The sequence below is a fragment of the Neobacillus niacini genome (genome assembly GCF_048572935.1).
GTDB classification, from domain to species: domain Bacteria; phylum Bacillota; class Bacilli; order Bacillales; family Cytobacillaceae; genus Neobacillus; species Neobacillus niacini.
Genome location: NZ_CP183883.1, coordinates 980634 through 1005019 on the forward strand (window position 1 = coordinate 980634; position 24386 = coordinate 1005019).

The window sequence follows — 24386 nt, forward strand, 5'->3', positions numbered from 1 at the left end:
AAAAACGTGCGTTATATGCTAAATTTAACCATTTTCAGGAATTTCCTTAATTATACAGGGAAGTTATACTTTAGTTGTGTAAAGGCACACAATTTACAATATTTGGAGGAATGGGAATTGAAGAACGTAGAGAATTATGGGAAGATCAAAAATGTACTTAACATGAAGAAAATTGTTGCAACAGCAGTTGTAGCTGGGACTATCTTTGGTTCTACATCTGCATTTGCTTCATATGGCGGTGTACAACAAAGCCAAAATCACCAATACTCAAATCCAGCATTCACAGTGGGTGCAGGTAAATTTATTTCACAATCTCAAGGATTTAATGTGCAAGCATATCCTTCACAAACTGCTTCTCAAGCTAAGTATTCAAAACAAAGCCAAAGTTTAGCTGGCAGTGCGTTACAAGGTCAAGTTGGTGCTGGACTATTGCTCGCTCAACTACAAGGCTTTGGCAGCTTAACAGTTCAAAATCAAGGTGTAGTTGGTAAAGCCAATACTCAAGATTCAGATGTAACAGAAGCTAGCGGTCAATTACAAGTTGGTGCAGGTGCGGTAATTGGTCAAGCACAAGGTGCAGGAAATGCCAATCAGCAAGGCCAAACTGCTGGTGGAAAGTACAATGATCAATATCAAGATATTACAAACGGAAATTTACAAGGTCAATTGGGCGTTGGTGCACTAATTGGTCAATTACAAGGATCAGCTAATGAAAACGTTCAAGACCAAGCTACTGCTGGAAAAGGCAATAGCCAAAGCCAAGACGCTACAAATGGCACTGCGCAAGGTCAAGTTGGTGTTGGTATATTAATTGGCCAACTTCAAGGATCTGCAAATTCAAATAACCAAAGCCAAGTTTCTGACGGCAGGTATAATAATCAAAATCAAGGCAGCACGAACTCCACTGGTCAACTTCAAGTTGCTATTGGCGGATTAATTGGTCAAGCACAAGGCTCTAGTAATAGTGTCGGTCAACTTTCTGATGCATATGGTAACTATAATGATGTCGATCAAAATGTAGAAAGTGATACTGCACAACTACAAGTTGGTTTAGGATTAGGAGTAGGCCAAGTTCAAGGTTCTTCTAATAGTACAGCTCAAGGTGCAGGCGCTTTTGGTAAATTCAATGATGTTGAGCAGGATGCAGAATATGAAACAACACAAGCTCAAGTGGGCGCATTCGGAGCTCTTCAAGTCCAAGGTTCTGAGAATGCTACAGGACAATCTGCAGTAGCTGCAGGTAAATATAATGATGTTGAACAAGAAGTTGAAATTGAAACAACACAAGTTCAAGCAGGCGGTCTTGGTGCGGTTCAATCTCAAGGAGCTGGAAATCTTGCTGAACAAGGTGCAGCTGTGACAGGTAATGTAAACGATGTTGAACAGGAAGTTGATAACGATATTAACCAAACTCAAGTAGGCGGTCTTGGCGCAGATCAATCTCAAGGTGCTGCTAATGGATCTCTTCAACTAGCTGATGTTGATGGTAAATACAACGACGCTGAGCAAGAGGTTGAAAATGACACAGACCAAACTCAAGCTGGCGGTCTAGGTGTTGATCAAGATCAAACAGCTGTAAACGCTGCAGGACAATCTGCTGAAGCTACAGGTGCTGGCAACGAAATTGAACAAGAGGTTGAAAACGATACTGAACAGGACCAAACTGGTGCACTAGGTGCTGACCAAGCTCAAGCAGCTTCAAATGGTTCTGTACAAATTGCAGACACAGCTGGCTGTGAAAATGAAGTGGAGCAGGAAGTAGAAAATACTACTGAGCAAACTCAAGCTGGTGTTGGTAATGTTGATCAATCACAAAATGCAGCAACAGAAACTGCACAGACTGCTACTGTTGTAGGTGCTGATAATGAAGTTGAGCAAGAAGCTGCAAATGACATTGCACAAGTTCAAACTGCTGAAGGTAACGCTGTACAAAACCAAAGCGCTTCAAGCACTACAACTCAATCAGCTTCTGCATTTGGCAGCAATATCAGCCAAAGCCAGTCTTCTAGCTTTACAGTTGTTCAAGGCCAATCAGCTAACTAATACCGTTTATTAACTCTTCAGCTCCATCTAGTGTTCTGCTGGATGGGGCTTTCTTACTAATTATCATAAACTAACCATTCAAATTATTGGAGGAATCATAGATGATTAAAAAAACCATTGGATCTCTTGTAGCAGTTTCAGCATTAAGTATTGGCCTATTAGGCTTTAATTTAGAAGCAGAGGCAAGTACAGGAGTTACCCAAACTCAAAATTTTAGCGGTGCTTGGGCAAGTAAATACAAAACCCAATCAAGCAGTGTGACAGGTGCAGGCTCTAGCCAAGCGCAAAGCGGAGCTGCAACAGGCTTCCAGCTGCAATATGGAAAAACAAAAGGGGAAGCTGCAGCCACTCAAACTACAGCTAGTGAAATTGAAGTTGGACAGACTGCAGGTCAAAAGGCAGAACAAACGACTGCTACATCAAGCCCAACTACTGTTTTACAATCACAGCGTACTTCAGCTGCTCTATTCAATTTCCAAGGATCTATTGAAGGTGGAGCGTCCATCCAAAACCAAATGGCGCAAGGACATTCTTATCAATTTAATGCAGCAGCGGCAAGACCTTAATTCTACACAGACAAAGCACCTTCCTTATTTTAGGATGGTGTTTTTTATATTACATTTTAGAGTGTTTCAGACATGTTTGATGAGTATTAAGGTATTTGTTTTCGAAAGAATGGCATATGTACGGTTTGTCCCTCAGGGCCCTGGATTGAGGACAAATCTTTCTGGTTACTTATGAGAAATGTCCTCAAGGGCCTCGATTGAGGACAAATCTATTTGGCTACATATGAGAAATGTCCTCAAGGCCCTCGATTGAGGACAAATCTATCAGGCTAAATATGAGAAATGTCCTCAAGGGCCTCGATTGAGGACAAATCTATCAGGCTACTTATGAGAAATGTCCTCAAGGGCCTCGATTGAGGACAAATCTATCTGGCTACTTATGAGATATGTCCCCAAGGCTCCCGATTGAGGACAAATCATTCTGGCTGCTCATGAGATATGTCCTCAAGGTCCTAGATTGAGGACAAATCTATCTGGCTACTTATGAGATACGTCCTCAAGGTCCTAGATTGAGGACAAATCTATCTGGCTACTTATAGATATGTCCTCAAAGCCCTCGCTTGGGGACATATCTATCTGGCCACTCAAGAGATATCATCGAACGAGTATAGATTGATAGATCGAAAGCCCAGCCAATAAAAAAATGAGAACGAGTAGAGGATTATTCCCATACTGTTCTCATTCTATTTATGCTCTTTTTCTTCTATTAAAAAATAATGCACCTGCTGCAACTAAGAAAGCACCTAAAATTAGATAGTTATAAGAGTTTGTTGCAGTATCCGGAAGGCTGTTGCCATTTGAAGGCACAGCAGCTGTTTTTACAACAGTTACGGATGGTGCAGATTTTTGTACGTCGTTTACGACTGGAGTTACAACAGGTTTTTCCTCATTTTGCTCTGGAGCTGGCGTTACAGGAGTCTCGTTAGTATTGCCATCCCCATTACCAGGAGGAGTTGGTTCGTTTTCACCTGGCGGCGATGTAACAGGAGTTTCGCCATTGTTGCCATCCCCATTGCCAGGAGGAGTTGGTTCGTTTTCACCTGGCGGCGGTGTAACAGGAGTTTCGCCATTGTTGTCATCTTCATTGCCAGGAGGAGTTTGTTCATTTTCGCTTGGCGGCGGCGTAACAGGAGTTTCGCCGTTGTTGTCATCCCCATTACTAGGAGGAGTTTGTTCATTATCACCTGGCGGCGGTGTAACAGGAGTTTCATTGTCCTCTTCATTTGGCTTTGTGCTGCATGCACAAGAACGCTCGATACCAAAAACGACAGATAGGAAACTAGTCATTGACGTGTTAAAAACCTGTAATGGTTCATTATAATTAATCGTTGCTAAGTTCTGAACAAAGATACTTCCCCAATCATAATCTTTTTGATAGGTTTGGTGAGGCATCTGAATACCAATTTCGTCAACGTTGTAATCTTGGTGGATACTATCCACTAATTCATCATTTACAAAAATTTCTTGAATGACTTTTACAAAATTTGCAGCTGTGTCTTTTACAATCTCAATATAGTTCCTAGAGGTAACAACTACACCTGCTTCAAAAACTTTTTTCAGGGCATCAACTGCACTGCCTTTTACTTCTGCTGTTTGAGTTTGTTCCATTTTAGCTGAACCCGAAGTCGTCATATTTTGACTTTGAAGTGCTTCTATAGCGGTTTGTTGTTTTAGTTCGTCCACCTGTTTATTCGTGTCAGACAACTGTTGTCTTTGGTTAACGGCTATGTCAACCAGTTGGTTCTGTACGAACAATGTTTGATCTTCTGCACTTACCGTTTGTTTCTGACTTGAAGACGCATTTGTTTGTTGACCATGCGAAGAGTTTTCTCCTGCAGGTACTGCAACCTCCTGCACCTGCTCTGCATCAACATTTAAATTTTGGTTCTGTTCTGCTTCTACCGCTCCAGATGATAAACCATTCTGTTGTTGACCCGCTTCAACTTTAGTGGTTTGACTTTGGTCAACATTCCCTTCAACATTACTTTCGAGTTTTTCTTCACAGGAAATGGTTGCATGAACGGATTGTTCTTGGCAAAGAGAGCCGGTAACTTGCTGGTCCTGGTCAACCACGATATCTTCCGTTACATTTTGATCTTGGTTTCCGCTTGTATCAGCTGATTGATCTTGATCAATCTTTCCTTCAGAAGCTTTTTGTTCCTCATTGCTTGGGGTAAGTGGATCCTGAATCTCCTCAACAGAATTAAACTGTTCTTCAGAGAACGAAGTTTCTTCAGAATTAGCAGATTCCGATTGTAATTCGTTTGAGTTTGTTAAGTCCTCTGTGTCTTGTTCACTAACAACGGGTTCTTCCACATTTCCCTCTGCCATAACATTCGTCACGTTTAACCCCATTGTAAAGGTATGTAACAGTAATGCTGTAAGTAAGAGCTTTTTTAGCATCCTTTCCCCTCCTTTCAAAAATAAGATTTAATGGATATGTTCAGTATATAGAACAAAATGATAATTTAAAAAGTCCGTTTTCCGCCGTTTTTGTAAATAAATATACATTTTTTACCCATTTTTACACCTTTTTCTCCCATTTTCACAATTTCTCTATTTTGAACAAAATTTTCACTATAAAGAATTAATCACTAGCAAAAATAACTGGAGGATTTAATTTCATAATTTTGTAAAAAATATAACTTGTTCACCATTGACCAGACCAGTCAACAGGCGTAAACTGAAATTGACTGATGTGGTCAACGATTAATCGAAAGGGGCCAGCCCAGATGTTTTCGAAATTTTTAAGCCTGGATTCGGAGAAACAGGACCGCATAATAAATGCAGCCATAAAAGAGTTTGCCCAAAAAGGATATGATAGTGCCTCAACGAATGAAATCGTAAAGGATGCGGGTATCTCAAAGGGACTGCTTTTTCATTATTTTCAAAGCAAAAAACAGTTGTTTTTCTTTCTATTTGATTACTGCTATAACCTAGTTGCCGATGAATTTTATAAAAAGGTTGACCTCACCGAACGTGATTTTTTTAAACGAATTCGTCAGGCTGTACACATTAAAATGGACCTTCAAACGAAATATCCAGAGATCTTAACTTTTATCCAAGAGGCATTTATGCAAGACTCTCCGGACATAAAAGACGAATTTGATAAAAAGAAGCAGGAGCTAAACTCAGTTAATGCAGGGATTATTTATGATGGGATTGATCTCTCAAAATTTAGGGATGATGTGGATGTCCAAAAAATCTTAAAAGTCATATCTTGGACGTTTGAAAAAATGAGTGATGAGGAGCTGCAAAAAGCGAAGGTGGTTCCGGGTCACAAGATTGATTATGAAAAGGTCTTTTTAGAAGCAGAAGAGTATTTTGAGATTTTCATTAAATGCTTTTATAAATAAGGGGGCTGTGACGATGAATGTGATTGAGATTAAGAATCTAACAAAGAATTACGGCGCATCTAGAGGAATCAGTGACATTAGCTTTAACGTTGAGGAAGGCGAGATTTTTGGCTTTATCGGTCCAAATGGTGCAGGCAAGTCCACCACGATTCGTACACTCCTTTCACTCATCTACCCAACAAGCGGCAGTGCCATGATTTTTGGCAAAGATATAGTTCAATTTGCTCCCGAAATCAAAAAGGAAATTGGCTATTTACCATCTGAGGTATTCTACTATGACAACATGAAGGTGAAGGATCTATTAAACTATTCAGCTAGTTTTTATAAAAAAGATTGTAGAAAGAGAATAAAAGAGTTAGCAGAGATTATGGACTTAGATCTCAATAAAAAAATTGATGACCTTTCACTGGGAAATAAAAAGAAGGCCGGGATTGTTCAGGGGCTGCTTCACGAGCCGAAACTGATCATCCTTGACGAACCTACGAGTGGGCTTGACCCGCTAATGCAGCAAAAATTCTTTGAACTGCTGGAAGAAGAGAATAGAAAAGGCGCGACAATTCTATTTTCCTCTCATATTTTAACGGAGGTTCAACGTTTGTGTAATCGGGTTGCCATTATTAAAGAGGGCAGGATTGTGGCCGTTGAGAAGATTAGTACATTAAAAGAGAACACCTACAAAAAGTTCAAAGTAGAAACAAAATCAGCCCTCGATCCTCATTACTTTAACCTCGCAGGAGTTAATAAGTTAGAGGTAAAGGATACCCATACAAGCTTTTTGTTTAAAGGGAATATTAACGAAGTTATGAGAAAAATTGCTGACGTAGATATTACGAATCTATGGATTGAAGAGCCAGACCTTGAGGAGATCTTTATGCATTATTACGAAAAGGAGGTCTAAATGATGATGAATATTCTGTTGCATGAGTTAAGGGCGTACCGGAAGTCTACGATCATTTGGACGATTTCATTAATTATGGTCGCAGCACTGTTTATGTCATTTTACCCTTCCTTTACAAAGGATACAGAGGAGTTTAGAGAACTGCTTGAAGGGTACCCGGCTACATTAAGAGAGGCATTTGGGATTAATCTGGAAAATTTCTTTTCAATCCTTGGATTCTATTGCTATGGGCTGTCGTTTGTTACTCTTTGCGGGGCGATTCAAGCAATGAACCTTGGTACGGGTATTATCAGCAAAGAGGTGAGGGAAAAAACAGCTGACTTCTTATTAACAAAACCTGTTACACGTACCGCTATATTGACGAACAAACTATTGGCTGCATTCATTTCCATCATCGTGACGAATATTTTTTATATAACAGCAGCCATTCTACTTGCTTATCAGGTGGCAACGGAAGATTTTGATGTGGGCATTTTCCTCCTGCTTTCATTGACTGTCTTGTTTATACAATTAATATTTTTAGGACTAGGAATCATCATTTCTGTTATTTTTCAAAAGATAAAGTCAGTGTTAACGGTGTCGCTGGCTACGGTTTTTGCCTTTTACTTTTTAGGGATGTTCAGCTCGACTTCCGGTGATGAGGCAAAACGGTATCTTTCCCCGTTTAAATACTTTGATACAGCGTATATCATGGAACATTCTAATTATGAAACCCCCTTTTTAATCACTAGCGCAGTGTTCATTATTCTCACAATTGGAATCAGTTATTTCATTTATGGTAAAAAGGATATCCATACGGTATAAAGGCTGCCCAAAGGAGGGTGATGGAAGCATGAATATTTTTTTAAAAGAACTGAAGTCACATAGAAAATCGCTTATATTTTGGAGTATTGGGATATTCCTTATGGTCACGTCTGGTATGGTTAAATATGAGAGTCTTTCTTCTTCTGGACAGCCAATGAATGAAATGCTGGCAGGAATGCCAAAATCATTGCTGGCTCTGTTGGGAATAGGAGAATTTGATATCTCCACAGCGAGCGGTTATTACGGATTACTGTATATTTATTTGTTGTTAATGGCAACCATTCATTCAGCCATGCTTGGGGCAACGATTATTGCAAAAGAAGAGCGGGATAAAACCACTGAGTTTTTATTTGTTAAACCTGTATCACGGAATAGAATCATTACAGCAAAATTGCTTGCCGCACTCGTAAATATCGTAGTCCTGAATATCGTTACCTTCATTTCATCACTTGTTTTAGTCGGTAAATATAGCAGTGGTGAAGTGGTTACAGGTGATATTGCCATTACAATGGCTGGGATGTTTATTTTACAGCTGTTATTTATGGTCATCGGCAGTTCCCTTGCAGCAGTAAAAAGGAAGTCTAAAACAGCGGCCTCCTTCGCGGCCGGGATTCTATTACTTACGTATCTGATTTCGGTTGTGATTGATTTAAATGAAGGAATCGAAGGATTAAAATACCTCACCCCATTTAAATATTTTGAGGCAAAGAATATAATGTTTGGCGGCGGATTGGAGTTCATCTATGTACTACTATCAGCCGGATTGATTGCGGCACTCACAGCAGTAACATTTATTTTTTATAAAAAACGAGATTTGAATGTGTAAACGTTTTTAATAACATGGTGATAGTGTTAAAATAGTGAAAGCACGATTGAAAAAGGAGGATAACAAGATGAGTCAAAATGAAAACACTACACTGCCGCCAAAAACATGCTCAGTTGAACGATTAGTAACGATGGAGTCTGATGTGAAAAAGGTGCTTGCCGGAGAAAAGACAGCAACCCGAAGAAATGGGAGATATGCCGATCCAGGAGAAATTATGACGCTCGAAGGACGTCAATTTGTTGTAGAAAAAGTATATTCACAAAGTTTAGGTGAATTAACTGATGATGACGCTCGCCGCGAGGGGTTCTCTACGGTTGAAGAGTATAAGCAATCGATTCTTGCCTATCACCCTGGAATGCCATGGCTTCCGCAAATGCGTGTTTGGGTTCATGAGTTTCGTCCGCTGGAAGATTAAGTAGAAGTATGAGTTCTTATCGTAGAACTCATACTTTTTTTTGCTATAATAGCTTTATCCATAAATTTGAAGGGGAATCCTCGAGGTGAAGGTTCATGGGGTTTTTAGCAAAATACATAAAGAAATATTGGAAGTCTTTTAGCTTAGCAGTTTTATTTTTAACCTTTGAGGCGATAAGTGATTTGTTAATGCCAACCATCATGGCAAAAATCATTGATGTTGGCGTGGCAGGCAGGGATTTAAACTACGTATTAAAAATGGGCGGGTTCATGCTGCTGATTACCCTTTTTGGAGCGATAGCAGCCTCTACAAGGAGTATATTAGCTAGTATTGTCTCGCAAAGTTTTGGTTCTGAATTACGATCGGACTTATATCAAAAAATCCAAACGCTTTCATTCAAAAATATTGACCGTTTTGAGCGTGCGTCGTTAATCACAAGGCTGACCAATGATGTGACACAGGTCCAAGTATTTGCCAATGGCTTAATGCGGATATTTGTTAAATCTCCACTTCTCGCCATCGGAGGATTAATCATGGCAACGCGGTTAAACCTTCATTTATCCGTTGTATTGGTTGTCGTTGTCCCGATTGTTGCAATATTTATTATTCTAAATCTTAGACTTGGGTTTCCAAAGTTCTCAAAAGTACAAAAGGCTTTAGATCGTGTTAACAGTGTAATGCGTGAGTACTTGTCTGGTGTCCGGGTAGTGAAGGCATTTAATCGTTTTGATGTAGAAGTGAACAAGTTTGATAAGACAAATGAAGAGTTTAAACAGCAATCCATTTCTGCCACGAGGTTAATGGCGATATTCAGTCCTGCGATTATGTTGACGGTGAACCTTGGGATTGTTGCTGTCCTCTGGATCGGCGGGTATGGCGTAACAAATGGCGATGTACAGGTTGGCCATATTATTGCGTTTATTAATTACATGACCCAAATTCTTTTTTCATTAATGATGATCTCGATGGTGTTTAATATGTTTGTCCGAGCAAAGACTTCCGCAGTTAGAATAGGCGAGGTTTTTACCCAGCAGGATGACCTGACTTGGGAAAAGGGACAGAGTCAGCAACCGGGTGAAAGAGGCGGAATAGAGTTTAACGATGTCTCCTTTTCATATGAAGGAACGAGTGGAGAACCTGTTTTGAAAAATATTAACCTATCCATTTCACGAGGTGAGACCGTGGGAATCATTGGCTCGACAGGCTCTGGTAAAAGCACCCTTGTTGGCTTAATACCTCGTTTTTATGATGTAAGTGCCGGAAGCATCAAGGTGGATGGTGAAGATATTCACCTTGTTGATCCTAAAAGACTACGGGAAAAAATTGCCTTCGTTCCGCAAAAAACAATTCTTTTTACCGGAAGTGTTGAAGAAAACATTAAATGGGGAAAAGAAGACGCGTCAATGGAAGAAATTATAAAAGCGGCGGAGATTGCCGGAGCACATGATTTTATAAGCGCTTCTCCCGAAGGATATCAAACGAGAATTGGACAAGGCGGAGTGAATTTTTCAGGCGGCCAAAAGCAGCGGCTTTCGATCGCAAGGGCATTAATTAAAAATCCTGATATATTGATATTAGATGATAGTACAAGTGCGGTTGACGTCACCACAGAGGCAAAAATTAAAGAGGGCTTAAAAAAATATGCAAAAAGTCTTACCTGTCTTCTCATTGCCCAGCGGATTACTTCGATTGTAGATGCAGATAAAATTGTCGTCATGGACCACGGGGAAATCGTTGGAATGGGGAAGCACGAGGAATTATTAAGAGACTGCAGAGTTTACCAGGAAATTTATCAATCACAAGTGGGTAAGGAGGTGGCACTCTAAATGTCGAAAACACGAGAGCAATCAAGTAACACTCCTCCTCCCCTGTCAATTCCGGGAAGACCAGGCTTTGGAGGCCATCGCCGGGGTGCACCCATTGTCAAACCAAAGAATTTTAAACAAACAATTAGAAGGTTATGGCATTATTTTGGCAATGAACGAAAAATGCTGAGCATTGTGTTTTTGTTCATCTTAATGAGTGCTGCATTATCACTGCTATCTCCGTTTTTAATTGGAAAAGCCGTGGACGCCATAAGTCTTGATACACAAGTGGATTTTCATTTTCTGGAGATCATGGTGATGGTTCTAATAGGAGCCTTTATTTTAGACGCGGTGTTGACGTTTCTCCAGGGCTGGTTGATGGCTGGAGTTTCACAGCGAATCGTCAAACGTTTGCGCGCTGCGCTTTTTAAAAAGCTGCAAAAGCTGCCAGTCGCCTTTTTTGACAAGCGGACACATGGAGAATTAATGAGCCGGCTTTCCAACGATATCGATAATGTCAGCAGTACAATCTCGCAATCGACGACACAGCTGATGTCAGGGGTCATTGTGATCAGCGGCTCATTCATGATGATGCTGATTTTGAGTCCGATTTTGACTGTGGCGAGCTTGGTAACCGTTCCGCTCGTCTTTCTGTTAACCAAGACGATTGCAAAACGAACCAGTGTACTGTTTAAGGATCAGCAAATTCAGCTTGGAAAACTAAATGGACAAATTGAGGAAACCATTTCAGGTATTGAGGTAGTGAAGGCGTTTAACCATGAAGAAAAGGTGATATCTGAGTTTGAAGAAGTCAATCAGAAACTGCGTGAGGTCGGCCTTAAAGCGCAAATTTGGTCCGGCTTTCTTATGCCAATCATGAACGTAATAAATAATCTGGGTTTTGCCATTGTAGCCGTAACAGGGGGATTTCTTGCTGTTGAAAACATGATAACCGTAGGTGCAATTGCGAGCTTTATCACCTATTCTCGTCAGTTTGTCCGGCCGCTTAATGACCTTGCACAAATTTTTAATATGCTGCAGTCAGGTGTAGCAGGTGCAGAGCGTGTTTTTGAGATTCTCGACGAGCAGGAGGAACCAGATGATTTAGAAGACGCAATTGCGTTGACCAATCCAAAGGGACATGTTGTGTTCGAAAATGTCAGCTTTGGCTACCGCGGCGATGTACCCATTTTGAAAAATGTTAGTTTTGAAAGTGACATTGGCAGCAGTACGGCTCTAGTTGGACCAACGGGAGCGGGAAAAACGACCATCGTTAATTTGCTGACAAGGTTTTATGATGTCACAGAGGGCAGAATATTGCTTGACGGACGGGATATTCGCGAATATACCCGCGATAGCTTAAGAAGCTGTTTCGGTTTTGTTTTGCAGGATACGTATTTGTTTTCAGGGACTATCAAGGAGAATATTAAATATGGAAAGCCGTCAGCAAGTGATGAGGAAGTGATCAGTGCGGCTAAAATGGCGAATGCAGATGCGTTTATTAAACGTCTGCCTAAACAATATGAGACCATACTCTCAGAAAATGGCGGAAACTTAAGTCAAGGGCAGCGCCAATTGATCGCCATTTCCAGAGTGATCCTCGCAAAACCTGCTGTTTTGATATTAGATGAGGCTACTAGCAGTATTGATACCCGTACCGAGCTGCATATTCAAGAGGCGCTTCTATCGCTAATGGAGGGCAGAACAAGCTTTATTATCGCCCATCGTTTAAACACCATTCGTGATGCGGATAGAATCATGGTTATTGACAATGGGAAAATAGTAGAACAAGGAAACCACGGAGAACTCATGGAACAGCAAGGAAGATATTATCATATGTTCTTTAATCAATTTAAAAATGTAGAAATTGCCGTAGATTAAATAATGGCAAATCATTAGGGAATAATGTCACTAATGGTATTCAATAAAGGGGGTTGGTTATGAAAAAGGAGATTTCTAACCGGAGATTGCTTTGGGTTTCTGGAACGGGCTGGATGTTTGACGCAATGGATGTAGGAATGCTTTCTTTCATTATTGCTGCATTAAGTGTGGAGTGGGATTTAACGGCGCAGCAAATGGGATGGATAGGCAGTATCCAATCTATCGGAATGGCTGCTGGGGCACTGATTTTTGGCTTAATGGCAGACCGAATTGGACGTAAAAATGTATTTATCATAACCTTATTATTATTCTCAATTGGAAGCGGGATTTCTGCATTTGCCACATCCATAACCATTTTTCTTATATTAAGATTTTTTATCGGAATGGGACTTGGCGGTGAGCTTCCTGTTGCCTCGACTCTTGTTTCGGAAAGCGTTCCGGCAGAAAAACGAGGCCGTATTGTCGTGTTATTAGAAAGTTTTTGGGCCGCCGGCTGGCTGATTGCTGCTGTCATTTCTTATTTTATTATTCCAAAATTCGGCTGGTCAACAGCCTTGTTAATTAGTGCCACACCTGCACTGTATGCCTTATATTTACGCATTGGATTACCGGACTCTCCTAGATTTGAAGCGCTTAAGGATAAAGAGAAAATTTCCGCATGGCAAAGTATTGCAAATCTATGGACCAATGAGTATCGCCGCAGAACCACTATGCTCTGGATTGTTTGGTTTTGTGTTGTCTTTTCCTATTACGGAATGTTCTTATGGCTTCCAAGTGTAATGGTTTTGAAAGGTTTTAGTCTCATTAAAAGCTTTGGATATGTCTTAATTATGACACTAGCACAATTGCCAGGATATTTTACGGCTGCATGGTGTATTGAAAAATTCGGCCGGAAGTTTGTTTTAGCGGTCTATTTAATTGGAACGGCAATCAGTGCTTTTCTATTTGGAAATGCTGAGTCCACTGCCTTGTTAATTACATCAGGGATTCTTTTATCCTTCTTTAATCTCGGTGCATGGGGTGGCTTATATGCTTATACTCCTGAACAATACCCTACGATTATCCGCGGCACAGGGTCAGGCTCAGCAGCGGCATTTGGCCGGTTAGGCGGGGTGTTAGGTCCCTTATTGGTAGGATATTTGGTAGCACAAGAAACATCAATTTCGACTATATTTACAATCTTTTGTATCTCGGTTTTCATCGCTGCTATTGCCGTTATTTTCTTAGGAAAAGAAACAAAAAATAAAGTATTAGTATAATGTTTAAATGAGAGAGATTCCTATTAAAGAATCTCTCTTTTGTTTTTTAACTCAGCATGATTTTATTCCTTTAGTGCACCAAAGCTATTATTCAGAACTGTTTAATCTTATGATAGTAGTAGAAATTCTTTTTTATACTGATTTTTCAGAATTATATTAAAATAATGCAGTTCCTACTAGACGAATAGGAAATTATTTTGTACAATGTTTTCAGAATATTATCTTTTTTTAAACATCTTGAAGATAACAACGGGTAAAGGGGACTATTCAAATATAGGGGGGTTAAACAGTGAGAAAGAAAAAATTAGCAGGTGTTTTTATGTCGTTCATGATGGCGGCAGGTGTGTTGGCTGGCTGCGGTGGTGCCGCCAGTACAAGTGGTGGAAAAGACGGCGATACCATTAAGATTGGTGCCAACCTTGAGCTCTCTGGCGGGGTAGCTTCTTATGGCCAGTCCATTGAAGAAGGTATCAAACTGGCATTGGAAGAGATCAATAAAGAAGGTATTGACGGAAAGAAACTAGAACTTGTGACATTCGATAATAAATCAGACGCGGCGGAAGCAACAAGCGGTACAACCAAGCTGATCAGCCAAGATAAGGTAGCAGCCATTATCGGTGCAGCTACTAGTACAAATACATTGGCGCAAGTACAAATCGCTCAGAAAAATAAAATTCCATTATTGACACCGACTGGTACAAATCCAACGATTACAAATAAAGACGGCGTCTTAAGTGACTTTGTGTTCCGTACTTGCTTCATTGATCCTTTCCAAGGAACAGTGGCAGCCAACTTTGCTGCTAAAGACCTTAAGGTGAAAAATGCAGCAATCATTATTGACAGCTCAAGCGACTATGCAAAAGGGCTTGCAGCCGCGTTCCAAAAGGCATTTGAAGAAAATGGCGGAAAAATCGTGAAGGAAGAAGCTTATGTTGCCAAGGATACAGACTTTAATGCGATCTTAACAAATATTAAATCTGCAAATCCTGATTTTATCTTCCTTCCTGGATATTATGAGGAAGTAGGCTTAATTATTAAACAAGCTCGTGCTCTTGGTATTGAAGCTCCATTCATGGGCGGCGATGGCTGGGATTCTCCTAAACTAGTAGAAATTGCTGGCGCTGATCCGTTAAACAATACCTTTATCACCAACCACTATTCTTCTGGTGACTCTGATCCAAAGGTACAAGATTTCGTAAAAGCATTCGAAGCAAAGTATGATGGTAAATCTCCAGATGCCTTTAATGCATTAGGCTATGACTCCCTATATTTCCTTGCTGACGCAATTAAGCGTGCTGGAAGTGCTGACCCTGAAAAAATTCAAAAAGCACTTGAGGAAACAGATGGTCTTCAATTAGTATCTGGAACCATGAAACTTGATAAAAACCATGATCCAATTAAATCTGCTGTCATTCTTGAATACAAAGGCGGAAAGCAAGAATTTAATACAAAGGTAGACCCAGAATAAATAGAAAAGCGGAAGCGCCTGGGCTGCTTTCACTGGACAAATTTTATAGTGGTCAAAAAGAATAGGGAGCTATTTTGTCTCCCTATTCCTATTTAGAAATATATTTTCCTAATTTTAGGAGGAGACTAGACATGGAATTTTTACAACAGCTGGTTAACGGGGTGTCATTAGGCAGTATATATGCGTTAATAGCCCTTGGTTATACAATGGTCTACGGAATTGTAAAATTAATTAATTTTGCTCATGGAGACGTCTTCATGGTTGGTGCATTTATCGGTTTTTATTCTATTACTATCTTAGATTTAGGATTTTTCCCGTCTTTGCTTATTTCCATGGTAACTTGTGCCATCTTAGGGGTTCTCATTGAAAGGATTGCCTATAAACCTTTGCGTAATGCCACTAGGATTGCAGCACTCATTACTGCAATTGGAGTCTCTCTGTTAATTGAATATGGGATGATTTATGTACGCGGTGCTCAGCCAGAGGCGTATCCCGGCAATCTAATTCCAGCAACAAGCATCGATTTCCTTGGAGTGAAAGTAAGCAGTCAGTCACTGCTAATTTTAGGTACATCCCTCGTTTTAATGATTTTATTACAATTTATTGTTCATAAGACGAAAATTGGGAAGGCAATGCGTGCTGTATCCCACGATATGGACGCTGCAAGACTGATGGGAATAAACGTTAATAATACCATTTCCGCAACTTTTGCGATTGGATCTGCGCTAGCAGGTGCAGCCGGTGTTGCGTTTGGAATGTATTATACAAAGATTGAACCATTAATGGGGATTATTCCAGGACTTAAAGCCTTCGTTGCGGCCGTACTGGGTGGTATCGGAATTATTCCAGGCGCAATGGTTGGCGGCTTGTTATTGGGTGTCATTGAGTCACTTGTAAGTGCTGCTGGCTTCTCCTTATGGCGAGATGGCGTAGCGTTTGTCGTACTAATCTTAATTTTGATTTTCCGTCCAGCCGGTTTATTCGGTAAAAATGTACGGGAAAAAGTGTAAGGGGGCTTTAGCGATGAATATTCTTAAAGGTGCGAAAGGTTTTTGGTCATCAATCGTTTTAGCCGTTGTTTTTGGTATTGTCATGCAATTTTTAATTACTGGCGAAATCATTAATTTCTTTTATGTAAACACACTTTATTTTATTGGTATTAACATAATTCTTGCTGCCAGCTTACATCTGATTATTGGAATTACAGGTCAGTTTTCAATTGGACATGCAGGCTTCCTTGCTGTTGGTGCTTATGCATCTGCTATTATTACGATGAAATTAGAGCTGCCATTCTCACTGGGGTTATTGGCGGGAGGAGTTGCAGCCGCTATTGCAGGTTTAATTATTGGAATTCCTACACTTCGGCTAAAAGGAGATTATCTTGCAATTGCCACGCTGGGATTTGGTGAAATTGTCCGGATTATCTTTTTAAATATTGAGTATGTCGGCGGAGCAAGCGGGATGACCGTTACGCAGCTGACTACTTGGCCATGGCTTTTCGGGAGTATCCTTTTAACACTTCTTGTCATCAGGAACTTTACGAATTCAACGCATGGACGAGCTTGTATCTCTGTAAGAGAAAATGAAATTGCGGCGGACGCCATGGGGATTAACACTACTTATTATAAGGTCATTGCGTTTGCCATTGGGGCATTTTTTGCTGGAGTGGCGGGTGCTTTATATGCGCACAACTTTTTCATTATCCAGCCGACGAACTTCGGTTTCTTAAAATCATTTGATATCCTAATCTTTGTCGTTCTCGGCGGGTTAGGCAGTTTATCTGGGGCGGTACTTTCGGCCATCCTGCTAACGATTGTCTCGACCTATCTGCAAAGCTATCCTGAACTTCGGATGATTATTTATAGCTTAGTATTAATCATTATGATGCTTTACCGTCCACAAGGAATTATGGGAACAAGAGAATTAACTTCATTCTTTAAGTTTGGTAAGTCTGGAAAAGGAGGAGTCAATGATGACAGCAAACAACCCGTTGCTTAAAGTAAATAATGCAGGCATCCGTTTTGGCGGATTAAAGGCTGTTTCAGACGTGAACCTCGAGTTGAAGCAAGGTGAATTAGTAGGGTTAATTGGGCCAAACGGTGCCGGTAAAACCACATTCTTCAACTTGTTAACAGGCGTATATGTACCAACTGAAGGCAGTATTGAGCTAGATGGAGATAAATTAAATGGATTAGCACCCTATAAGATTACGAAAAAGGGAATCAGCAGAACCTTTCAAAACATTCGTTTGTTTAATGAATTGTCGGTGCTTGATAATGTAAAGGTAGCCTACCACTCTCTTGCAAAGCATTCGATTATGAGTTCGATTTTCCGCCTCCCTAAGCACTTTTCAGAGGAAAAGTATATGGAAGAAAAGGCGATAGAGTTTTTGAAGATCTTTAATTTAGATAATGTTTTACATGAAAAGGCAAAGAACCTGCCGTACGGCCAGCAGCGCCGTCTAGAGATTGCTAGAGCACTGGCAGCGAATCCGAAATTATTGCTGCTGGATGAACCTGCAGCGGGTATGAATCCACAGGAAACAGAAGAATTAATGAATCTCATTGCCTTAATTCGTAAAAAGTTTGATTTAACGATTCTTTTGATTGAACATGACATGCTCCTTGTTATGGGTGTATGTGAGCGGATTTATGTACTTGACCACGGTCAGCTTATTGCAGATGGGACTCCCGAGCAAATCAGAAATAATCCAAAAGTCATCGAAGCGTATCTTGGGGAGGAGGTTTCGTAATGCTGAAAATTGAAGATATCAATGTATTCTATGGCAATATCCATGCCTTAAAGGGCGTTTCTCTCGATATCAATGAAGGGGAAATCGTTACCTTGATTGGAGCGAATGGAGCAGGGAAAAGTACACTGTTAAAGACGATTTCCGGATTACTAAAGCCGAAAAACGGCAGCATTTTGTTTGAGGGCCAATCGATTTCAGGGAAGGTAGCACAAACCATTGTAAAACAAGGACTTTCCCATGTTCCTGAAGGACGCCGTGTCTTTGCCAATATGTCTGTAGAAGAGAATCTTGAATTAGGTGCTTATTTACGAAAAGATAAACAAGGTATTAAGGAGGACTTTGAGAAGGTCTATAGCTTGTTCCCGCGCCTTCTAGAGCGCCGTAAGCAGCTGTCTGGTACATTATCCGGGGGCGAGCAGCAAATGCTTGCGATGGGCAGAGCCTTGATGGCGCGTCCGAAGCTTTTGCTATTAGACGAGCCTTCAATGGGGCTTGCTCCTCTATTAGTTAAAACGATTTTTAAAATCATCGAAGAGATTAATAAATCGGGTACTACCATCCTGTTGGTCGAGCAAAATGCGAATATGGCCTTATCCATTGCAGACCGAGCCTATGTCATTGAGACAGGAAAAATCGTCCTATCAGGCTCTTCAGATGAATTGAATCAAAGTGACCAAATAAGAATGGCCTACCTAGGTGGACATTAAAAAGACATGTGATTTCACATGTCTTTTTTCAGGGATTAGTACACTTTTGCCTTTTGGTGCTGCGTTTCAAGTTTGAATTGGTGGCGGAGCTTTGGCTGGAAAGCATGTTTAATTTTAATCGCATACTCTTCGTATAGCTGCTCTAAACCAACTAATGCCAGGGAGAAGAAGTTCGCATAATTCTTTTGAACCTCCCACTTTAATTCGTTCTTACCACAAATGCTATATTTATTTAATTCTTCAATTTCTTTTTGTATTTTTGCTAATTCTACTTGCTGTTCTGCCTCAGGAAGAGAAAGGACATAATCAATCTTTTCAATATAGGCTTGTGATTTTTCAATCTTACCTTTAATTTCTTCGTAGCCGTCTTGTTCAATCAGATTGTACTTTAATTTAAAATCGTTTAATTTTTGAGCAGAATCATAGGTTGATCTTACGATATCATCGCGTGTCATCTGAGTTGTTTCATAGCTTAGCATATGCTTCCAAGATGGCTGGGTAATGGCCTTGCGGTGGTCCTCAAGGGTATGACAGAATTTTTTAAAGCCGTGAAGCTCTGGATTTTCAAAAGCTGGGCTTGCAGGGTCAAGGAACGGTGCAAGCGGTGCGACAAAGTAGAAAAGTCTTGGATCTTGGCTGCATGCAAGATGAATTTCTTCACAGAAATCAATGTTTTCAAGCGCACTTTGATAGGTTTGACTCGGAATACCTGTCATAAAGAATAAATCGATTTTCTTGGCACCATGTTTTAAGGCGAAATTAAGCGTTTCAATTACCTTTGGATTGGTACAATTAAACTTACCATTATAGCGTCTAATTTTTTCATCATGAGTTTCAAGCGTAATTTCAATGCTGTATTTTGGACAGCTTTCATTCATCATCTGGAAGAACTCTTCACCTGCGTATTGGAATAATTCGAACACGATTTCATTTTTAAGATTAAGCTGCTTAAGACGGCTGAAGAATTCCTTTACATATTCACGTCCGCCTTGACGCAGATCATGCAGGATAAAGATTGGAGCACGGCTGAAGCGTGAGATAAATTGAATGTCTTCAACCAGCTTTTCTGGAGACCGTAATGCTAAAGAACTTCTGCCGCAGTTTTGATCATAAGCGTCCTTTGAACCGCCGCAGATGAGACAGTTTTGCGAACAGCCTCTTGCTGTCAGTAATGCGGTATTAGGATATTGCAGCCAGCCGTTATATGGCAGCGGGTCAAGGAAGTTACGATATTTAAAGACAGACCGGACGGTGTACCGGTAGCCTGGAACATCAATATCATCCAAATCCTTTGGTACATAAGTGAGGGGGTTATAACCAATCTCACTGCCTTTTTTCCAAGTTAGATTTGGAATGTCAGCATAGTGCGTATTTCCAAGCTCCAATTTATTCATCAGCAGAAGCATAAGCTTTTCTGTTGAGTCACCACGCATAACGAAATCAATAAAAGGATATTTAATTAACTCTTTATGATAATAGGTGGCTGATAAGCCCCCAAAAATCATCGGTGCATTAGGGTGAAGCTTTTTTACAATTTTAGCTAGTTCGATACTGCCGTGTGCATGCGGAAGCCAGTGCAGGTCAATCCCGAACGCACGTGTTTTGATTTTTTTGAGCTTTTTTTCTACATCAAATTTCTCACTCATCAGCATTCGGTTCGCGATATTAATAATTTTTACACGAAGTCCGAACCGCTCTAAATAGTCAGCAATACTTGTTAATCCAATGGGATACATTTCAAACACTGGTGATGACGGCACTACATCGCTGATTGGACCTGCAAGCAGGGAATTTTTTCGGAAGTCATAAACACTTGGTGCGTGTAAAAGGACTAAATCATACCTCATTTTTGCCACCCTTTTCCATTTAAAAATATTTATATTTATATTTGTGAAAGTTTTCACATATTTTCTTTAATTTAAACGTGGCAACGTTATAATCAGATAAGCTCTTGCCAAAATCCAAAACTGTAATTATTTTCTATCTGCCTTTATTTTACTATAATGATGGATTAATAGAGTGACAAACGGGTGACAACAATGTGGAGATTCCGTGGAAATAAATTAAACCCAAATCATCGATTAAGCATATTTTATAGGGTAAACACATAAAGGAGGAATATGTCTTGTATTATTATGGTTATCCCAATGATTATGGAATGTATCCAATTTTAGAACAGAGCGATCTGCTAGCTCGTTTTGGAGGAGGGCAGCAGCCTGGATTCATGCCCCCTCCATTTGGCGGTGGACAGCAAGGTTTTCCACCATTCGGAGGAGGTCAGCAAGGTTTCCCGCCGTTTGGAGGAGGGCAACAAGGGTTTCCGCCATCCGGAGGACAGCAGCAAGGCGGTCCGCCAGCTTCACCACCACCCTCTTACACACCACAAGAATCACCTTCATTGTTTGCAGTAGACCCGGGTGCAATTAGAGGGTGCTTATACCGCTTTACCTTTGTTTGGTTAAACAATGGTAACAGCTTTTGGTTTTATCCAACATTCGTAGGCAGAGATTCCGTTGCAGGGTATCGCTGGCGCAGGTTCCGTTGGGAATATTATGGAACTGACTTAAGGAGAATACGTTCATTTAGATGTTCATAAAAGCAAAAGGGTAAGGAAGCTAGTACTTTTATTTTACTAAATGATGGATTAATAGAGTAACAAACGGGTGATAACAATGTGTAGATTCCATGGAAACGAGTTAATACAAAAGTAGTACCAAAGAATAATCCTTTAGCAGAATAGGAAAGTAACAGTTCCTTTGCCATAATAGTAACAACAAACCTAAAGGGTTTGTCCCAGTATCGGTCAGTGAATATCATTGGACCGGTCTGGTTTTTTTTTGTGTGTAATAAAATTTCCCAATTATCCTAATAAAAACCAGCTTGTGTGCGAAGGATGTATTGGATACATTATTATCAGAATATTAAAATTAAATGATGAGGAGAGGAAGGGATGATTGAGTCTTCAGTCTTACAGATAAAGGAACGCCAATCTAAACTATTTTTGCTGATTATCTCCTGTACTGGCGGCTGGCTTTTTATACAACAGGGTTTGTTAAAATTAGCTGAAATAAATGATTCAATGATTTTAGGACTTCTAGTTCTTTTCCTATTGATTGTCGAACTGTTTCCCCTGCCTGTTTGGAAGGGAACCATCACGATTTCTTTCCCTCTTGTATATGCCATTTATGTTATGGAAGGACTGCCATATTCAATTTTTACATACGCGCTTGTGGTCTGTGCGGTAAATGTATTCAAGAAGCGGCCGCTCCGCATTGTTTTATTTAATCCCGCTTTATTAATTGTCAGTTTTTATTTGGCTTATTTAATAGGTGATCTGCTGTTCTCACATTATTCTATTGATGGGAAACCGAGGGTACAAATCGGCGTCGTTCATTTCACCGCTATAATGGTTCCTTTTTACGTGATCAATAATTTAATTGTTGATGTCCTTCTTATAATTAGACCGCAAACCTATAGTCTACGAGATTGGAGGCAAAAAACAGGGCAGGAAGTTAATAGTTTGATCATTTCTTTTATCTACCTCTTTTTCTTTCATCTCTTTGGAAATCAAAACAGAGGGGAAATTGACGCAATCGCTTTTTTCTTCTTCTTTTCTCCCCTTGTGTGCTTTGCCTTGTTAAGTTCCATCATTGCGAATTTAAAAAGGGAAAAAGCAAAACTGAAAGCACTATTTAGTATTTCTTCAGAACTTAATAAGAAAATGGCCGCTGCAGATTGGCTCGATTTTTTGAAGGATAATTTAAAGGAATTCATCGATGTCGATGCATGGGTATTCTTAAAAAAGGATAAGCATAGCTGGAGGATAAAGCTTGCAGTAGGTTTAGCAGAAGAAAATTTATCTTTAAGTGATGATAGGATTTATAGCTTCAATAACATAAAAAGTTTAAGAGTTTATCCGAATACAAAAGAGGCAGGAGGCCCTGCAAATGGATTATTAGATCCTGAAATCCGCTCTTTATTATATGCCCCTTTAATTTTGGAGGATGAGATAGTAGGGTTGTTTATCTTTGGAAGAAGCCGTACGAAAAGTTTTATTGAAGAAGATAAGCAGGCAGCTGCGACTCTTGCGAATCAATTGGCTGTATTAATTAAGACAAGATGGCTAATTACAGAACAAGAAAAAAGGATAATTTTAGAGGAAAGAAATCGAATAGCCAGAGATATCCATGATGGTGTGGCACAATCACTCGCTGGAGCGATTATGAATCTGGATACAGCCAATCGTAAATTTACGAAAACACCTGATGAGTCCCGACAGTTAATGAATGAAAGCACTGTAAAATTACGTAAGTGTCTGAAAGAGGTAAGAGAATCCATTTATGCCCTCCGCCCATATCCAACAGAAAGAGAAGGCCTTTTATCGGCGATGGCCACAAAAATTCAGACAATCCAAAGGGAAACCAATGTACCCATTAAGTTAGAAACCAGGGGTCCGGAGTTCCAGCTCAGTCCGATGGTGGAAAAAATCATTTTTGATATTTTTCAAGAAAGTACTCAAAATGCATTGAAACATGCAGAGGCAACAAAGATTGATATATTAATTAGCTTCCAAAAGGAACATGTCCTGTTAAAGGTGAAAGATAATGGAAGCGGATTCTCGCTTTTTCAAGCAATGATTAAAGCACGTAATCATCCGCATTTTGGAATATTACACATGAACGAAGGTGCGGAAAAGATTCAAGCCTCCCTGCAGGTGGATAGTAAAGAAGGGGCAGGTACAGAGATTACGTTAACAGTACCTAGAATGGGAATTGAGGGGGGGAAAATTCATGATAAAGCTTATGCTGGTCGATGACCATGCAGTATTAAGGGATGGACTGAAAAATATATTGGGAATGGAATCAGATATTGTAGTGGTCGGTGAAGCAGTAAATGGAGGTGAGGCATTAGGAAAAGTAGAAGAATTCATGCCAGATGTCATATTAATGGATATCAATATACCCGAAAGGAACGGGATTGAAGTTACCGGATTGATAAAAAGGATTTATCCCTCTATAAAAATATTAATCTTAACGATGTACGATCATGAAGAATATTTCCTTTCAGCCATTCGCGAAGGGGCGGATGGATATTTATTAAAGGATGCCCCTTCGGATCATGTCGTAGATGCGATTCGTGCAGTAGCAAAGGGACAATCAGTTATTCACCCTGCGATGACAAAAATGTTTCTAAATTTTACTCCTTCGAAAAAAGAGAGTGTGGCAGTGGAAAAAAAGGAGTCTTTGTTGACGGAAAGAGAAAAGGATGTACTTCTATGCCTCGTAAAAGGAATGAATAACAAGGAAATCGCTCAAAACCTTTTTATTAGTGATAAAACAGTAAAAATTCATGTAAGTAATATTTTTAAAAAGCTGGAAGTAAAGAGCCGCTCACAAGTAGTTATTTATGCGGTACAAAATCAGTTAGTACCATTACCGTAAGACGACCAGAGAAGACTCTGGCCGTCTTCTCTTTTGAAAAGAGACTACTACCTTTGTATGAGATAAAATAGTACTTCTACCCGTTTTAAATACGCCCTTTGCGGAATAGTATCCCCTCTTAAAAAGTAAGAAAATGGACATATAAAGATGAGAGGGGTATGGACT

Annotated in this window: 20 protein-coding genes; 18 read left to right on the forward strand and 2 right to left on the reverse strand. The window is 40.0% G+C overall.

Annotation, left to right across the window (positions count from 1 at the left end; all coding sequences use genetic code 11):
* Positions 1-117: 117 nt before the first annotated feature.
* A complete protein-coding gene (locus tag ACN6MT_RS04660; protein WP_419954916.1) occupies positions 118-2043 on the forward strand; it encodes a hypothetical protein in 1926 nt (641 codons plus the stop codon).
* Positions 2044-2144: 101 nt separating this feature from the next.
* Positions 2145-2609 carry a hypothetical protein gene (locus ACN6MT_RS04665; RefSeq protein ID WP_419954917.1) on the forward strand — a complete coding sequence of 155 codons (465 nt, stop codon included), beginning with the start codon at positions 2145-2147 and terminating at the stop codon, positions 2607-2609.
* A gap of 687 nt (positions 2610-3296) precedes the next feature.
* On the opposite strand, the gene ACN6MT_RS04670 is transcribed toward ACN6MT_RS04665, so the two are convergent.
* On the reverse strand, positions 3297-5012 hold the full coding sequence (locus tag ACN6MT_RS04670; RefSeq protein ID WP_419954918.1) for an LPXTG cell wall anchor domain-containing protein: 1716 nt from the start codon (positions 5010-5012) through the stop codon (positions 3297-3299).
* A 329-nt stretch (positions 5013-5341) separates the two neighbouring features.
* On the opposite strand from ACN6MT_RS04670, the gene ACN6MT_RS04675 reads away from it, so the two are divergent.
* The 13 genes from ACN6MT_RS04675 (at position 5342) to ACN6MT_RS04735 (ending at position 18780) form a co-directional block, all read left to right on the forward strand.
* Positions 5342-5965 carry a TetR/AcrR family transcriptional regulator gene (locus ACN6MT_RS04675; RefSeq protein WP_419954919.1) on the forward strand — a complete coding sequence of 208 codons (624 nt, stop codon included), beginning with the start codon at positions 5342-5344 and terminating at the stop codon, positions 5963-5965.
* 13 nt (positions 5966-5978) lie between these two features.
* The gene (locus ACN6MT_RS04680) at positions 5979-6863 is read left to right on the forward strand and encodes an ABC transporter ATP-binding protein (RefSeq protein ID WP_419954920.1); all 885 of its coding nucleotides are present in this window, start codon (positions 5979-5981) and stop codon (positions 6861-6863) included.
* Positions 6864-7667, forward strand: coding sequence for an ABC transporter permease subunit (locus ACN6MT_RS04685; protein ID WP_419954921.1), 804 nt, complete (start codon positions 6864-6866; stop codon positions 7665-7667).
* Between the two features lie 28 nt (positions 7668-7695).
* Positions 7696-8493 (forward strand): ABC transporter permease subunit, encoded by a 798-nt coding sequence (locus ACN6MT_RS04690; protein WP_419954922.1) that lies wholly within the window; start codon positions 7696-7698, stop codon positions 8491-8493.
* Between the two features lie 67 nt (positions 8494-8560).
* Entirely contained in the window at positions 8561-8908 is a 348-nt protein-coding gene (locus ACN6MT_RS04695; RefSeq protein WP_419954923.1) for an ASCH domain-containing protein, read from the forward strand.
* Between the two features lie 95 nt (positions 8909-9003).
* The gene (locus ACN6MT_RS04700) at positions 9004-10734 is read left to right on the forward strand and encodes an ABC transporter ATP-binding protein (RefSeq protein ID WP_419954924.1); all 1731 of its coding nucleotides are present in this window, start codon (positions 9004-9006) and stop codon (positions 10732-10734) included.
* Positions 10735-12594, forward strand: coding sequence for an ABC transporter ATP-binding protein (locus ACN6MT_RS04705; RefSeq protein WP_419954925.1), 1860 nt, complete (start codon positions 10735-10737; stop codon positions 12592-12594). It abuts the gene before it with no gap.
* A gap of 59 nt (positions 12595-12653) precedes the next feature.
* A complete protein-coding gene (locus ACN6MT_RS04710) occupies positions 12654-13853 on the forward strand; it encodes an MFS transporter (protein WP_419954926.1) in 1200 nt (399 codons plus the stop codon).
* 289 nt (positions 13854-14142) lie between these two features.
* Positions 14143-15321 (forward strand): ABC transporter substrate-binding protein, encoded by a 1179-nt coding sequence (locus ACN6MT_RS04715; protein ID WP_419954927.1) that lies wholly within the window; start codon positions 14143-14145, stop codon positions 15319-15321.
* Positions 15322-15452: 131 nt separating this feature from the next.
* Positions 15453-16331 (forward strand): branched-chain amino acid ABC transporter permease, encoded by an 879-nt coding sequence (locus ACN6MT_RS04720; RefSeq protein ID WP_063254713.1) that lies wholly within the window; start codon positions 15453-15455, stop codon positions 16329-16331.
* 13 nt (positions 16332-16344) lie between these two features.
* The gene (locus ACN6MT_RS04725; protein ID WP_063254714.1) at positions 16345-17319 is read left to right on the forward strand and encodes a branched-chain amino acid ABC transporter permease; all 975 of its coding nucleotides are present in this window, start codon (positions 16345-16347) and stop codon (positions 17317-17319) included.
* Entirely contained in the window at positions 17294-18073 is a 780-nt protein-coding gene (locus ACN6MT_RS04730) for an ABC transporter ATP-binding protein (protein WP_063254715.1), read from the forward strand. Before ACN6MT_RS04725 ends, ACN6MT_RS04730 begins: the two co-directional genes overlap by 26 nt.
* Entirely contained in the window at positions 18073-18780 is a 708-nt protein-coding gene (locus tag ACN6MT_RS04735; RefSeq protein WP_063254716.1) for an ABC transporter ATP-binding protein, read from the forward strand. Before ACN6MT_RS04730 ends, ACN6MT_RS04735 begins: the two co-directional genes overlap by 1 nt.
* Positions 18781-18815: 35 nt before the next feature.
* Here ACN6MT_RS04735 and ACN6MT_RS04740 read toward each other — a convergent pair whose 3' ends face one another.
* Entirely contained in the window at positions 18816-20627 is a 1812-nt protein-coding gene (locus tag ACN6MT_RS04740) for a TIGR04190 family B12-binding domain/radical SAM domain protein (protein WP_419954928.1), read from the reverse strand.
* A 311-nt stretch (positions 20628-20938) separates the two neighbouring features.
* Between ACN6MT_RS04740 and ACN6MT_RS04745 the strand changes: the two genes are divergently transcribed.
* The 3 genes from ACN6MT_RS04745 to ACN6MT_RS04755 all read left to right on the forward strand — a co-directional run bounded on the left by ACN6MT_RS04745 (position 20939) and on the right by ACN6MT_RS04755 (position 24221).
* A complete protein-coding gene (locus tag ACN6MT_RS04745; RefSeq protein ID WP_419956379.1) occupies positions 20939-21376 on the forward strand; it encodes a hypothetical protein in 438 nt (145 codons plus the stop codon).
* A 354-nt stretch (positions 21377-21730) separates the two neighbouring features.
* Positions 21731-23596, forward strand: a complete 1866-nt coding sequence (locus ACN6MT_RS04750) for a GAF domain-containing sensor histidine kinase (protein ID WP_419954929.1) — start codon at positions 21731-21733, stop codon at positions 23594-23596.
* A complete protein-coding gene (locus tag ACN6MT_RS04755) occupies positions 23571-24221 on the forward strand; it encodes a response regulator (protein WP_419954930.1) in 651 nt (216 codons plus the stop codon). Before ACN6MT_RS04750 ends, ACN6MT_RS04755 begins: the two co-directional genes overlap by 26 nt.
* Positions 24222-24386 lie beyond the last annotated feature (165 nt).

Bases quoted from the DNA above. Each gene is read 5' to 3' on its own strand.
- ACN6MT_RS04665 (WP_419954917.1), top strand. From the start codon at position 2,145: ATGATTAAAAAAACCATTGGATCTCTTGTAGCAGTTTCAGCATTAAGT.
- ACN6MT_RS04670 (WP_419954918.1), bottom strand. From the start codon at position 5,012: ATGCTAAAAAAGCTCTTACTTACAGCATTACTGTTACATACCTTTACA.
- ACN6MT_RS04675 (WP_419954919.1), top strand. From the start codon at position 5,342: ATGTTTTCGAAATTTTTAAGCCTGGATTCGGAGAAACAGGACCGCATA.
- ACN6MT_RS04680 (WP_419954920.1), top strand. From the start codon at position 5,979: ATGAATGTGATTGAGATTAAGAATCTAACAAAGAATTACGGCGCATCT.
- ACN6MT_RS04685 (WP_419954921.1), top strand. From the start codon at position 6,864: ATGATGATGAATATTCTGTTGCATGAGTTAAGGGCGTACCGGAAGTCT.
- ACN6MT_RS04690 (WP_419954922.1), top strand. From the start codon at position 7,696: ATGAATATTTTTTTAAAAGAACTGAAGTCACATAGAAAATCGCTTATA.
- ACN6MT_RS04695 (WP_419954923.1), top strand. From the start codon at position 8,561: ATGAGTCAAAATGAAAACACTACACTGCCGCCAAAAACATGCTCAGTT.
- ACN6MT_RS04700 (WP_419954924.1), top strand. From the start codon at position 9,004: ATGGGGTTTTTAGCAAAATACATAAAGAAATATTGGAAGTCTTTTAGC.
- ACN6MT_RS04705 (WP_419954925.1), top strand. From the start codon at position 10,735: ATGTCGAAAACACGAGAGCAATCAAGTAACACTCCTCCTCCCCTGTCA.
- ACN6MT_RS04710 (WP_419954926.1), top strand. From the start codon at position 12,654: ATGAAAAAGGAGATTTCTAACCGGAGATTGCTTTGGGTTTCTGGAACG.
- ACN6MT_RS04720 (WP_063254713.1), top strand. From the start codon at position 15,453: ATGGAATTTTTACAACAGCTGGTTAACGGGGTGTCATTAGGCAGTATA.
- ACN6MT_RS04725 (WP_063254714.1), top strand. From the start codon at position 16,345: ATGAATATTCTTAAAGGTGCGAAAGGTTTTTGGTCATCAATCGTTTTA.
- ACN6MT_RS04730 (WP_063254715.1), top strand. From the start codon at position 17,294: ATGACAGCAAACAACCCGTTGCTTAAAGTAAATAATGCAGGCATCCGT.
- ACN6MT_RS04735 (WP_063254716.1), top strand. From the start codon at position 18,073: ATGCTGAAAATTGAAGATATCAATGTATTCTATGGCAATATCCATGCC.
- ACN6MT_RS04740 (WP_419954928.1), bottom strand. From the start codon at position 20,627: ATGAGGTATGATTTAGTCCTTTTACACGCACCAAGTGTTTATGACTTC.
- ACN6MT_RS04745 (WP_419956379.1), top strand. From the start codon at position 20,939: ATGTATCCAATTTTAGAACAGAGCGATCTGCTAGCTCGTTTTGGAGGA.
- ACN6MT_RS04750 (WP_419954929.1), top strand. From the start codon at position 21,731: ATGATTGAGTCTTCAGTCTTACAGATAAAGGAACGCCAATCTAAACTA.
- ACN6MT_RS04755 (WP_419954930.1), top strand. From the start codon at position 23,571: ATGATAAAGCTTATGCTGGTCGATGACCATGCAGTATTAAGGGATGGA.